We start from the raw sequence: 12,766 nt of genomic DNA, 5'->3' as shown, positions 1-12,766 counted from the left end.
ATGAAAATTGATGGTATTGATAAAACAATAATTAGAACTTTGGTTAAAGATGCTAGAACACCTATTTTAAGTATTGCTCGAGAAGTAGGTATATCTGGTGCGGCAATTCATCAAAGATTAAAAAAATTAGAAAAATCTAAACTGATAGAAGGGTACAATATGATTATTAATCCCAAATCTTTGGGTTATACAACGACTGCTTTTGTTGGGGTTTATTTAGATTCTTCAAGCCAGCTATCATCATCAATAAAAAGATTAAAAGAAATACCAGAGGTTATAGAAAGCCATTATACAACTGGTAATTATGCTATTTTGGTTAAAATACTATGTAAAGATAACGAGAGTTTAATGCGTATTTTAAATGATAAAATTCAGCCAATAAAAAATGTATTAAGAACAGAAACATTTATTTCATTAGACCAACAAATTAAAAGACAAATAAATATTTAATCCTTTGGAAAACCCTAATCTAAATTATTTAAAAGAAGTTTCTGGTGGTGATGCTAGTTTTGAAAATAGTATGTTAACTATTTTAAAAACTGATTTTCCGGAAGAATTATTATCATTAAAAAATTTTTACAAGCGTAAAAATTATGAAGAACTAAGTTTGTGTATCCATAAAATAAAACACAAAATAGGTATGTTGGGTATGCCAATGGCCTTAGAATTTGCTTCTAAAGTAGAAATTGATGCAAAAAAAGGTAATATTGAACAATATACAGAGCTAGTATTTATTTTAGAGAGAATTAACGTATATTTAAAAAACCAATAGTACTAACTACACTATGAACTGTATAATAATAGATGATGATGTATCTGCTAGATTAATAATTAGGCAGTTATGTAAAGAAACAGATTTAGAAATAATAGAAGAGTTTTCTTCTGCTATAGAAGCAATTAAGTTTTTAAATTCAAATAAAAATATCGATGTAGCTTTTTTAGATATTCATATGCCTACTTTTTCGGGTATTGACTTTATTAAAACAATTAAATCAAACGTAAAAATTATATTAACAACATCAGATAAAAACTTTGCGTTAGAAGCTTTTGAATATAAAAGTGTTGTAGATTATTTATTAAAACCAATAGCAAAAGAAAGGTTTTTAAAATCTGTAGATAAGTTAATTAATTTAAATACAGATAAACCAAAAGAGAAACAGCCTAGTAAAAGTATAGAAAATAAAGATTACATTTTTGTGAATGTAGAAAAACGTTTGGTTAAAATTAATATATCAGAAATACTTTTAATAGAGGCTAAAGGAGATTATATTGGTATTAGAACAGATAAGAAAAGTTTTATTGTACATTCTACTTTAAAAAAAATAGAAAAGAAGCTTCCGTTAGATTCTTTTCTTAGAATCCATAGGTCTTATATTATTAATACTTCAGAAATTATAGATATAGAAGATAACAGCGTTTTGATTAAAAAGCACGTGATTCCTATTAGTAGGTCTCATAAAACCGAATTGATTAAAAGGTTAAACTTGTTGTAAACAGTTTGTCTAACAACTAATGCTATTCGTCGATAATTCTAAATCACTTATCGAAAATTAAATTTAACAACACATATACGATGTATCTTTGAAGAGTATTTAGAGGTAGATACATTTTCATAATAAAAAGTTGAGTTATTTTATCAAAATTAGTTACGTTTATGAGTTGGGGAACTTGTAAACAGAAAAAAATAAAAATATTTATTTTTTTGAATTGATAATAAAAAAAGCCTTTGTTTAATTACAAAGGCTTTTTTTTATATAAGATTTTTTAATCTTTTTGCTGCTAATTCTGCAGTTATATCTCGTTGCGGTGATCCAAACATTTCGTAACCAACCATAAACTTTTTTACAGTTGCACTTCTTAATAATGGCGGATAAAAACTCATGTGCCAATGCCAATGTTTGTTCTCTTTATTATTAGTTGGCGATTGATGTATACCACTAGAATAAGGAAAAGAGGTGTTAAATAATTTGTCGTAAGCTTTGGTTATTACAGATATGGCTTCAGCATAATTTAAAGCTTCTTCATCTGTCATCTTAGTAATATTTTCTTGTGTTTTTTTAGGAGCAATCATTACCTCAAATGGCCAAATGGCCCAAAATGGAGTTAATACAACAAAATCTTTGTTTTGAAATATAATTCTTTCGTTAGCTTCTAATTCTTGTTTTAAATAATCTTCTAAAAGGTTGCTATTTTTAGTATTGTAATATTTTAATTGTTGATTGTCTTTCTTTTCAACTTCATTAGGTAATGTAGATTGACTCCAGATTTGACCGTGTGGATGCGGATTACTAGAGCCCATTACTGCACCTTTATTTTCGAAAATTTGAACATAATTGATGTCTTTATTTTTACCTAAAGATATATATTCTTGTTGCCAAACATTCACTACCTTTTTAATGTCTTTAACGTCCATATCTGCTAAACTTTTAGAATGATCTGGACTAAAACAAATAACTTTACAAATTCCGGTTTCGCTTTTTGCTTTAAATAAACCATCGTCTATTTTAAAAGATGGAGAATCTTTTTGTAGTGCAGCAAAATCGTTTGTAAAAACAAATACATCTTTATAATCTGGATTTACTTCGCCATTAATTCTAGTGTTTGTTGCGCACAAATAACAGTTTTCATCATATGAAGGTCTTTTCTCATTTGAAATTTCTTCGTTTTGACCTTGCCAAGGTCTTTTAGATCTATGTGGTGAAACTAGAACCCATTCACCAGTTAAAATATTTAATCTCTTGTGTGAATAATCTTGTAAGTGTGTATTCATAGCAATTATTTTTTTATGATTCTTGTTCCTTCAGATAATTTCACCTGATAAATAGAACATTCTTTGTCAAATTCTTTTTTGAAATTTTTAGAAATTTCATTTTTAAAATCTTCAATTTCTGATTTTTTAATAAAGTTTATTGTACATCCACCAAAACCACCGCCCATCATTCTTGCACCTAAAATTTTAGAATTGTTTCTAGTTTCATCAACTAAAAAATCCAATTCTTTACAGCTAACTTTATATTTAGAACTTAAACCATCATGAGATTGATAAATTAAATCTCCTAAAGTTTCAATATCATTTTTTTGTATAGCTTCAGAAAATTTTTCTACTCTAGAATTTTCTTCAATAACATAAGAAGTCTTTTCATAGTCTACATTAGATATTTTAGATTTTATTGAATTTAAATCTTCTAACGAAGCATCTCTAAGAGCAGTTAAGTTTAATAATTTAGAAACCTTTTCACAAACCGCTCTTCTATCATTATATGCACTTTCAGATAAGTCGTGCTTTACGTTACTATTAATTAAAAGGAGTTTGTATTTTTTAAAATCAATTTTAAAAGATGTAGATTCTATAGATCTACAATCTAACAAAAGGGCACTTTTCTTTTCGCCAAACATACTAGCATACTGATCCATTATACCGCACTTTACTCCGGCATAATTATGTTCTGCTTTTTGAGAAATTAAAATCATTTGTTCTTTTGTGAGTTTTAAATCAAACAATTCATTCAAACCAAAAACAACGCTATTTTCTAATGCTGCTGATGATGACATACCAGCCCCACCAGGAATATCTCCTGCAAAAACACAATTAAAATTATCTAATTGAATATTTAATTTTTGAATTTCTGAAACAACACCTAAAATATAATTTCGCCAACCACCATCTTTTAAAGGAGCTATGTTCTCTAAACCGAAAGAATACATTTCTTCTTTATTTAAAGCGTACACATTGCTCACATTTTCGTCATTTTTATCAATTGCCAATGCAATACCTTTATCTATAGCAGCCGGAAAAACAAAGCCATCATTATAATCTGTATGTTCTCCTATTAAATTAATTCTACCAGGAGAAAACACCATAATTGGTTTTACATTAAAGTGTTTCTTGAAACTTTTTTTAACCTCTTTTATTAATTTTTTTTTCATAATATAATGTGCTAAATATCTACTGATAAGGTATAAATTGAAGAAAAACTTTTGTTCGGTTTTAATAGTTGAAGTCCTACTTTATTATTAAAACTATCTGATATACCTGTTATTGGTTCAATAGCAATGGCATTTTTATTTTCCGGAGTATAAATTTGTAGATAATTTTCTTTTAAATTAGAATTTAAAGTAAAACTGTAAGTCGGAGTTTCAAAAATAACTTTACTACTTCTTAAACTAAAACAATCATCGTAATTACCAGAATCTAAATCTTTTAATTCGTTTATATTGGTTGCTTCTAAGTTTTTTGTAATCATTTTATTATTATGATTTACTTTTTTATCAGCATTAAATTTAAGGGTACTTTTAGATAAGTTTTTAGAATAGAAATATGGATGCCAACCTAAGGTAAAAGGGAAACTCTTTGAATCTATATTATCAACTTTAATTTCTAAAGCAACACTTGTATTAGAAAATGTGTAGATTAATGTAATTTTATATACATACGGAAATGCAGGATTTTTATCTTTTTCTGTGTAACTTAAAGTAATAGCAGTGCTATTTACTGATGTATTTTGATTTTCAAAAATAAACTCTTTATTAAAAACTAAGCCATGCAATGCATTTTGATTGGCAGGTTCATTTATTTTAAATTGAAATTCTTTTTTATTAAATATGTATTTTCCGTTATCAATTCTGTTTACAAAAGGAAATAGAACTGCCGAGTGATAGCAGGTTTCGTATGGAACAGGATGCATGTCTGCAAGAATTTGTTCGCCATTAATTTGAAGTTTTTGTAAACTTCCTCCTAATTCTAAATTGATAATAGCAACAGAATTATTTAGCGTGTTTTTAAACTCTATAATTTTATTATCTTCTAAATGTTTAAGCGTTATCATAATTTACAAGGAGTTTCTAATAATTATTTTTGATGGATTTTCTATTTGAACTTTTTCTTTTGTCGTTAAAATTGATGCAAGATTTTTACCCATTGCTGTAAAATCTGTAGAGATAGTTGTAATGCCGCCTTCTACAATTTCTTTTAACATAGTATCGTTATAACAAATTATACCAATATCTTTTTTAAGAATTAAATTGGTCTCTTTAATTTTCTTAATAATTCGTATTAGATTTTTATCTTCAGGAGTAATATAAACTTCACCCTTTTCAATTTTTCTTGTAGTTAAAGTGTCAATAACTTCATTTTCAAAATTTTCTTTTTCACAGAAACTTTCGAAGCCATCTAACATTGCTTTAGGCTGAGTTTTTTTATCATACACGAAAATCAACTTGGTGTAGTTTGCTAGTTTATCTTTAGCATCATTTAAACCAGTAAAAATATTTTTTTCAAAATTTTGAAAAATTGCCGAATATGCTTTTAATTCTGGGTTTAGTTGATCTAAAATAAATACTTTCTCTTTTGGTAAATTTTCTAGAACTAACTCGGTGTTTTCTAAATTGGCTGGCATAATTATGTAATGATTATAATCGCCAATATTGTCTAGAATTAAAGCGTTAAATATTTTAGGATTAAAATGATGAAAGTAAATATCAACTTTAATACTAACATCTAAATTACTTAAAAAAGAATTGTACAAATCTTCTTTAAAGGCATTAAATTCATCAAAAAGTAAAAATATTTTTTGTGAAACACTTACATTTTCTGAAGATAAATAATATCCTTTACCAACTACAGAATGTATAATTCCTCGGGTTTTTAATTCATTAAAAGCCATTAAAACAGTATCTCTAGATAGTTTATAAGTATCTCTTAAACTGTTTATTGATGGTAGTTTATCTCCTTTTTTAAACGTACCATTTTGTACAGCATCTTCTATAGATGCAATAATTTGTTTGTACTTTGGTATTTTAGATTTCTTATTTAAGGAAACTAAACTCATGTTGCAAATATATAATTATCGTTCAAACAAATCAACTAGTATGTACTAGTAGGTTGTTGTGGGTTTTTAATTTTCTATAATTGCATATCATAATTATATTTAACACAGCATTAATAACAAAATTATAGTAACTGGTGGTTGCGGTTACATAGGTTCTCATAAAGTAATAGAATAGATAGAATAACTTTGAAGTAGTTATTATAAACGATTTATCTAACTCTTGGAAAAAAAATTTAGAGAGAATACATCAAATTACAGATTTGATAGTAGTATTTTATTGAGTATAATTTAAATTATGAAATTGTAGAAAGAAGACCAGGAGATGTACCTCAATTATTTGCATCTACCGATTTAGCAAAATTAAAATTAGGTTGGTCTGCAAATAAAACTTTAAACGAAATGATAAGTTCTTCATGGCAGTGGAAACAAAATTTAAGAGCTAGCAATTCTTAATAACTATAAAATTATTACATTACACTAAACAATTAACTATGCAAATTTTAACATTTTTAGGTTTTACAGCACTTGTTGCTTTAATATCCTATTTAGCAACAAGATCTACTAATGAAACCTCTAAAGATGGGTATTTTTTAGGTGGAAGAAGTTTAACCGGAATCGTAATTGCGGGATCTCTTTTATTAACCAATTTATCTACAGAACAAATAGTTGGTTTAAATGGGCAAGCATACGAGCAAGGTATTTTAGTAATGGCTTGGGAAACTTTAGCAGCCATAACTATGGTGATAATTGCAGTTTTTCTTTTACCTCGTTATTTAAAAGGTGGTATTTCTACAATTCCGCAATTTTTAGAACGTAGATATGATAAAACCACGAAAGCAATTGTTTCTGGATTGTTTTTATCTGGTTATGTAACTATTTTTTTACCCGTAGTTTTATATACAGGTGCATCTGCAATCAATACAATGTTTGATGTACCTGCAGTTTTTGGAGTTTCAGAAAACACAGCACTTTGGTTTACAGTATTTGGTATTGGAATTATTGGTTCTATTTATGCGGTATTTGGTGGTTTAAAAGCGGTTGCTGTTTCAGATACAATAAACGCGATAGGATTAATTATTGGAGGTTTAATGATTCCGTATTTTGGTTTAACTTACATCGGTGATGGAGATATGTTTGCGGGTATAGATACTTTAATGACCACGCATCCAGAGAAATTTATTTCTACAGGTTCAGAAGATTCATACGTTCCTTTATCTACGTTATTTACGGGTATGCTATTAATCAACCTTTTTTATTGGGGAACAAACCAAGCAATTATTCAGCGAGCTTTAGGAGCTAAAAACTTAAAAGAAGGTCAAAAAGGTTTGGTATATGCTGCCTTTTTAAAAATATTAGGTCCGTTATTATTGGTTTTACCAGGAATCATAGCTTTTCATATTTTTAAAGGTGAATTGGCAAAACCAGATCTAGCATACGCATCTTTAGTAACAGAAGTATTACCAAAACCATTGGTTGGTTTTTTTGCAGCAGTTTTATTTGGTGCTATTTTAAGTTCTTTTAATTCAGCCTTAAATAGCTGCGTAACACTTTTTGGTATTGATATTTATCAAGAATACATTAAAAAAGATGCAACAGATAAGCAGGTTGTAAAAGCAGGAAAAACGTTTGGTGTTTTTCTGGCAGTTTTAGCGATGGTTGTTGCGCCATTTATAGCAAATGCAGGAAGTGTTTTTGGTTATTTACAAGAAATTAATGGTACATATTCGATCCCTATTTTAACAATTGTAGTAGTTGGTTATACTACAAAGTATGTGCCTGCAATTGCAGCAAAAATTGGTTTAATATCAGGTGTTGTATTATATTCTATTAGTCAGTTTATTATTCAGCCTAATTTTGATGTAATTGAAATTGTAAATGGCGTAGAAACTGTAACAGGCAATACATATCCACATTTTTTACATATTTTGGCTATACTCTTTTTGTTTAATGTTATCATTATGTTGTTGATAGGAAAGTTTTATCCAAGAAAAGAAGCGTATATACAGTTTGATTCCAAAGAAGTCGATATTACTCCGTGGAAATATTTAAAACCAGTAGGAGTTTTTATTTGTGTAATAGTAATTGGTATTTATATATACTTTTCTTAATGTTTTAATTTATCTAGGAGTTAGTAGTAAAGTATTTTAAAAGTCTTAAAAATAGGGCATAAAAAAAACCGTAACAAATAAATGTTACGGTTTTAGTACTGAAGATGGGACTTGAACCCATACGGCCATTACTGACCACTGGATTTTAAGTCCAGCGTGTCTACCAATTCCACCACTTCAGCATTGGTATGCTTGTCATATTAGAGCGAAAGACGGGATTTGAACCCGCGACCCTCACCTTGGCAAGGTGATGCTCTACCCCTGAGCTACTTTCGCAGTCAATGTTTATGAACTTTGCTCCTCTTCAAGGACTCGAACCTTGGACCCTCTGATTAACAGTCAGATGCTCTAACCAACTGAGCTAAAGAGGAGTTTGCGACACTATTTGTGTTTTGCGAGTGCAAATATACACCTTTTTTATACTTCACCAAATAAATTTCAAAAAAAAATGATTTTTTTTTCATTTTAATATATTTGGAATAAATTCTTCTTTAATTTCAAAATATTGTATTTTTGCTATAATAATATGCTTAAAACATAAAGCACAAACTATTATATGGACAAATTTTCGTTCTTAAACGCAGCACATACGGGCTTTATAGCCGATTTATACGATCAATATTTAATTAATCCTGATTCTGTAGAACCAAGTTGGAGAAGCTTTTTTCAGGGATATGATTTAGCAAATGAAAATTATTCTTTTTCTGATGAAGAAACTTCGATAGAGATTCCTCAAGATGTAAAAAAAGAATTTTTAGTAGTAGATTTAATAAATGGATACAGAACAAGAGGACATTTATTTACTAAAACAAATCCTGTTAGAGATAGAAGGCAATACCAACCAACATTAGAATTATCTAACTTTGGTTTAACCGAAAACGATTTAGATAAAGAGTTTTCTGCAGGAGATGTATTAGGTTTAGGTAGAGTAAAACTATCTGTAATTATAAATCACTTAAAAAGCATTTACTGCGATTCTATTGGTGTAGAGTACATGTATATGCGAAATCCAGAAAAATTAAAGTGGTGGCAAAATCGTTTGAATGAAAACGATAATCATCCTAAATATTCTGTAGATGCAAAAAAATATATTTTATCAAAATTAAACCAAGCCGTTTCTTTCGAAAGTTTTTTACAAACTAAATATGTTGGTCAAAAACGTTTTTCTTTAGAAGGTGGTGAAGCTTTAATACCAGGTATTAGTGTTGCATTAAGAGAAGCAGCAGAAACATTTGGTGTTAAAGAATGTGTTTTAGGTATGGCTCATAGAGGTCGTTTAAATACATTGGTTAATATCTTTAAAAAACCAGTTAGAGATTTATTTAGCGAATTTGAGGGTAAAGATTTTGAAGATGATGACATTGATGGAGATGTAAAATACCATTTAGGTTTAACTTTAAGTAAAACTTATAGAGATGGTAATGAAATAAAAATGAATTTAGTTCCTAATCCTTCTCACCTAGAAACTGTTGCAGCAGTAGCAGAAGGTATTACAAGAGCTAAAATTGATAGAAAATATAACGGAGATTCTAGTAAGATTTTACCAATAGTTATTCATGGTGATGCAGCAATTGCTGGTCAAGGTATTGCTTATGAAATTGTTCAAATGGCAAAGCTAAATGGATATAAAACAGGTGGTACAATTCATATTGTTGTAAACAACCAAGTTGGTTTTACTACAAATTATTTAGATGCACGTTCTAGTACATACTGTACAGATGTTGGTAAAGTTACATTATCACCAGTTTTACATGTAAATGCAGATGATACAGAAGCAGTTTGTCATGCAATGCAAATGGCTTTAGAGTTTAGAATGAAGTTTAAGACAGATATTTTTATTGACCTACTAGGTTATAGAAAATATGGGCATAATGAAGGTGATGAACCTCGTTTTACACAACCTAAATTATATAAAGCAATATCTAAACATAAAAATGTTAAAGATATTTATGCTGATAAGTTAATTGAAGAAGGTAGCATAGACAAAGGTTATTTAACAGAAATAACTTCTGAGTTTAAAGGAATGCTAGAAAGAGAATTCGATTTATCAAAAGAAGATAAAAATTCTAAGGTAAAAGAATTTATGAAATCTACTTGGGAAGGTTTTGATAGAGAAGATCTAACCACAATGTTAGAACCTGTAGATACAAGTTATAAAGCAGAACAGCTTAAACATATTGCAAAAGTAGTTTCTACGGTACCAGATGGTGTTAAGTTTTTAAGAAAAGCAGAACGTATCTTACAAGGTAGAGCAAAAATGGCTTTTGAAACCAATGAGTTAGATTGGGGAATGGCAGAAAATTTAGCATATGGATCTTTAATGGAAGAAGGTTTTAATGTAAGAATTTCTGGTCAAGATGTAGAAAGAGGAACTTTTTCTCATAGACACGCCATTTTAAGAGATGAAATTACAGAAGAAAGAATTAACCTATTAAACACAAATCCAGAGAATAAAGGACAGATGTATATTTACAATTCTTTATTGTCTGAATATGGTGTTTTAGGTTTCGATTATGGTTATGCCATGGCAAACCCTAATACACTTACTATTTGGGAGGCTCAGTTTGGAGATTTTTCTAACGGTGCTCAAATAATGTTTGATCAATATATTTCTGCAGCAGAAGATAAGTGGAAGTTACAAAACGGAATTGTTGTTTTATTACCTCACGGATATGAAGGACAAGGATCTGAGCATTCATCTGCAAGAATAGAACGTTATTTACAGTTGTGTGCAGAAGATAACATGACAGTTGCAAATTGTACAACTCCGGCAAATTTTTATCATTTATTGCGTAGACAAATGAAACGTGATTTTAGAAAGCCGTTAATTGTATTTACGCCAAAAAGCTTATTAAGACATCCGAAAGCGATTAACACTATCGAAGAGTTAGCTACAGGAGAATTTCAAGAAGTAATAGATGATACATTAAATCCTAAAAATGTTAAGAAATTAGTATTTTGTATGGGTAAATTCTATTACGACTTATTAGAAGAAAGAGAAAAATTAGGTAGAGAAGATGTTGCTCTTGTTAGAATAGAACAATTATTTCCTTTACATTTAGATAAATTACAAAAAGTAATAGATAGGTATCCAAACGTAGAAAATTATGTTTGGGCGCAAGAGGAGCCAAGAAATATGGGTGCATGGAGCTTTATGTTAGAACGATTTGATTTAGTAAAACTAAATGTTCGTTCTCGTAAATATTATGCAGTACCAGCAGCTGGTTCTAGTACAAGATTTAAAAAACGTCATAAAGCGGTCATTGATAGCGTTTTTAATGATAATGAGTAAGCGCGTTAAGGATTGAAACGACATCCTTTTAATTTTGTCAGTTCGAGTAAATTTGAGAAGAATGAGCAAATTTGTATCGAGAACAAAAAATTAAAAGATATAGTGTAAAGCCTGTTAAAACGCCCAAAAAGAATAGAAAATAAAGTAATTAAAAAGCTATTTATTTAGCAAAAGTAAAATAAGAAACCATGAGTGTTTTAGAAATGAAAGTTCCTTCTCCAGGAGAATCAATTACAGAAGTAGAAATTGCAACTTGGTTAGTTGAAGATGGAGATTATGTTGAAAAAGATCAACCAATTGCAGAAGTAGATTCAGACAAAGCAACGTTAGAATTGCCTGCAGAAGAAAGTGGAATTATAACTTTAAAGGCAGAAGAAGGTGATGCTGTGGCCGTTGGTGCTGTAGTTTGTTTAATTGATACAAGTGCTGCTAAACCAGAAGGAGATGCCTCTAATGATGATGCAAAACCTACGAAAGAAGCACCTGCACAAACAGAAAAAGTTTCGCCTGCAGTAGAGAAAAAAGACACATATGCGTCTGGTGTAGCATCGCCAGCAGCAAAAAAGGTTTTGGCAGAAAAAGGTATTGACGCTAAATCTGTAAACGGAACTGGTAAAGATGGTAGAATTACTAAAGATGATGCAGTTAAAGCTGTACCTTCTATGGGAACTCAGCCAGCGAATGGTTCTAGAAATACAGAGCGTAAAAAAATGTCTATGTTACGTAGAAAAGTAGCAGAGCGTTTAGTTGCAGTAAAAAGTGAAACAGCTATGTTAACTACTTTTAACGAAGTAAACATGCAGCCAATTTTTGATTTACGTAAAGAATACAAAGAAGATTTTAAAGCAAAACACGGTGTTGGTTTAGGATTCATGTCTTTCTTTACGTTGGCAGTTGTTAGAGCTTTAAAAATGTATCCAGATGTTAATTCTATGATTGATGGTGATTTTCAAATAAAACATGATTTTCAAGATATTTCTATTGCAGTTTCTGGACCTAAAGGTTTAATGGTACCTGTAATTAGAAATGCAGAAAACTTATCTTTTAGAGGTGTAGAAAGTGAAGTTAAACGTTTGGCTTTAAGAGCAAGAGACGGGCAAATTACTGTTGATGAAATGACCGGTGGTACATTTACAATTACAAACGGTGGTGTATTTGGTTCTATGTTATCTACACCAATTATTAACCCTCCACAGAGTGGTATTTTAGGAATGCATAATATCGTAAACAGACCAATGGCTGTTAACGGTGGTGTTATTATACAACCAATTATGTATGTTGCTTTATCTTACGATCATAGAATAATTGATGGTAGAGAGTCTGTAGGTTTCTTAGTTGCAGTTAAAGAAGCATTAGAAAATCCTGTAGAATTGTTAATGGACAACAATCCTAAGAAAGCATTAGAAATGTAAAATAGTATTTTACTTTATTGATATTAAAAAATCCCAAGCTATTAAGTTTGGGATTTTTTTTGAAGTTCTTCCTAATAACATCTTAGTTTGGCATTCATCAAATTAGCAATAATTCATTAAAAAACA

At 29.5% G+C, this 12,766-nt stretch carries 10 protein-coding genes and 3 tRNA genes; 6 read left to right on the top strand and 7 right to left on the bottom strand.

From position 1 onward, the window contains the following. The 3 genes from WG950_RS07850 to WG950_RS07840 are packed head-to-tail and all read left to right on the top strand — an operon-like array spanning position 1 to position 1,493. Positions 1 to 450, top strand: coding sequence for an Lrp/AsnC family transcriptional regulator (locus WG950_RS07850; protein WP_077810914.1), 450 nt, complete (start codon positions 1 to 3; stop codon positions 448 to 450). Positions 451 to 454: 4 nt separating this feature from the next. After that, complete coding sequence (locus WG950_RS07845) at positions 455 to 772, top strand: Hpt domain-containing protein (RefSeq protein ID WP_340931476.1); 318 nt, start codon at positions 455 to 457, stop codon at positions 770 to 772. A 13-nt stretch (positions 773 to 785) separates the two neighbouring features. After that, the gene (locus WG950_RS07840) at positions 786 to 1,493 is read left to right on the top strand and encodes a LytTR family DNA-binding domain-containing protein (RefSeq protein ID WP_340931475.1); all 708 of its coding nucleotides are present in this window, start codon (positions 786 to 788) and stop codon (positions 1,491 to 1,493) included. A 257-nt stretch (positions 1,494 to 1,750) separates the two neighbouring features. Here the strand turns inward: WG950_RS07840 and WG950_RS07835 are convergent, their stop codons facing one another. From WG950_RS07835 to WG950_RS07820, 4 genes are read right to left on the bottom strand one after another with little or no spacing between them, the layout of a single operon-like run. Next, positions 1,751 to 2,770 (bottom strand): UDP-glucose--hexose-1-phosphate uridylyltransferase, encoded by a 1,020-nt coding sequence (locus tag WG950_RS07835; RefSeq protein WP_340931474.1) that lies wholly within the window; start codon positions 2,768 to 2,770, stop codon positions 1,751 to 1,753. Positions 2,771 to 2,775: 5 nt separating this feature from the next. Next, positions 2,776 to 3,927 (bottom strand): galactokinase, encoded by a 1,152-nt coding sequence (gene galK / locus WG950_RS07830; RefSeq protein ID WP_340931472.1) that lies wholly within the window; start codon positions 3,925 to 3,927, stop codon positions 2,776 to 2,778. 11 nt (positions 3,928 to 3,938) lie between these two features. Beyond that, positions 3,939 to 4,826, bottom strand: a complete 888-nt coding sequence (locus WG950_RS07825) for an aldose 1-epimerase (protein WP_340931469.1) — start codon at positions 4,824 to 4,826, stop codon at positions 3,939 to 3,941. Between the two features lie 3 nt (positions 4,827 to 4,829). Next, positions 4,830 to 5,828, bottom strand: coding sequence for a GntR family transcriptional regulator (locus WG950_RS07820; RefSeq protein ID WP_340931467.1), 999 nt, complete (start codon positions 5,826 to 5,828; stop codon positions 4,830 to 4,832). Positions 5,829 to 6,319: 491 nt separating this feature from the next. On the opposite strand from WG950_RS07820, the gene WG950_RS07815 reads away from it, so the two are divergent. Then, positions 6,320 to 7,936, top strand: coding sequence for a solute:sodium symporter family transporter (locus tag WG950_RS07815; RefSeq protein ID WP_340931465.1), 1,617 nt, complete (start codon positions 6,320 to 6,322; stop codon positions 7,934 to 7,936). A gap of 96 nt (positions 7,937 to 8,032) precedes the next feature. Here WG950_RS07815 and WG950_RS07810 read toward each other — a convergent pair. The 3 genes from WG950_RS07810 to WG950_RS07800 all read right to left on the bottom strand — a co-directional run bounded on the left by WG950_RS07810 (position 8,033) and on the right by WG950_RS07800 (position 8,307). Next, a tRNA-Leu gene (locus WG950_RS07810) sits at positions 8,033 to 8,118 on the bottom strand. 22 nt (positions 8,119 to 8,140) lie between these two features. Next, positions 8,141 to 8,212 (bottom strand) — tRNA-Gly (locus WG950_RS07805). Positions 8,213 to 8,233: 21 nt separating this feature from the next. Further along, positions 8,234 to 8,307: transfer RNA gene (locus WG950_RS07800), tRNA-Asn, on the bottom strand. A 185-nt stretch (positions 8,308 to 8,492) separates the two neighbouring features. Here WG950_RS07800 and WG950_RS07795 point away from each other — a divergent pair. Continuing rightward, positions 8,493 to 11,228, top strand: a complete 2,736-nt coding sequence (locus tag WG950_RS07795) for a 2-oxoglutarate dehydrogenase E1 component (RefSeq protein WP_079738005.1) — start codon at positions 8,493 to 8,495, stop codon at positions 11,226 to 11,228. A gap of 188 nt (positions 11,229 to 11,416) precedes the next feature. Then, positions 11,417 to 12,640 (top strand): 2-oxoglutarate dehydrogenase complex dihydrolipoyllysine-residue succinyltransferase, encoded by a 1,224-nt coding sequence (gene odhB, locus WG950_RS07790; RefSeq protein WP_079738006.1) that lies wholly within the window; start codon positions 11,417 to 11,419, stop codon positions 12,638 to 12,640. Positions 12,641 to 12,766 lie beyond the last annotated feature (126 nt).

The organism is Polaribacter marinaquae (genome assembly GCF_038019025.1).
GTDB classification, from domain to species: Bacteria; Bacteroidota; Bacteroidia; order Flavobacteriales; family Flavobacteriaceae; genus Polaribacter; species Polaribacter marinaquae.
Note: the sequence above shows the minus strand (reverse complement) of the source record. Positions and strands in the feature narration are given on the sequence as shown.

Excerpts from the sequence above, each read along its gene's own strand:
- WG950_RS07795 (WP_079738005.1), top strand. The coding sequence starts at position 8,493 with ATGGACAAATTTTCGTTCTTAAACGCAGCACATACGGGCTTTATAGCC.
- galK (WP_340931472.1), bottom strand. The coding sequence starts at position 3,927 with ATGAAAAAAAAATTAATAAAAGAGGTTAAAAAAAGTTTCAAGAAACAC.
- odhB (WP_079738006.1), top strand. The coding sequence starts at position 11,417 with ATGAGTGTTTTAGAAATGAAAGTTCCTTCTCCAGGAGAATCAATTACA.
- WG950_RS07835 (WP_340931474.1), bottom strand. The coding sequence starts at position 2,770 with ATGAATACACACTTACAAGATTATTCACACAAGAGATTAAATATTTTA.
- WG950_RS07825 (WP_340931469.1), bottom strand. The coding sequence starts at position 4,826 with ATGATAACGCTTAAACATTTAGAAGATAATAAAATTATAGAGTTTAAA.
- WG950_RS07850 (WP_077810914.1), top strand. The coding sequence starts at position 1 with ATGAAAATTGATGGTATTGATAAAACAATAATTAGAACTTTGGTTAAA.
- WG950_RS07815 (WP_340931465.1), top strand. The coding sequence starts at position 6,320 with ATGCAAATTTTAACATTTTTAGGTTTTACAGCACTTGTTGCTTTAATA.
- WG950_RS07820 (WP_340931467.1), bottom strand. The coding sequence starts at position 5,828 with ATGAGTTTAGTTTCCTTAAATAAGAAATCTAAAATACCAAAGTACAAA.
- WG950_RS07840 (WP_340931475.1), top strand. The coding sequence starts at position 786 with ATGAACTGTATAATAATAGATGATGATGTATCTGCTAGATTAATAATT.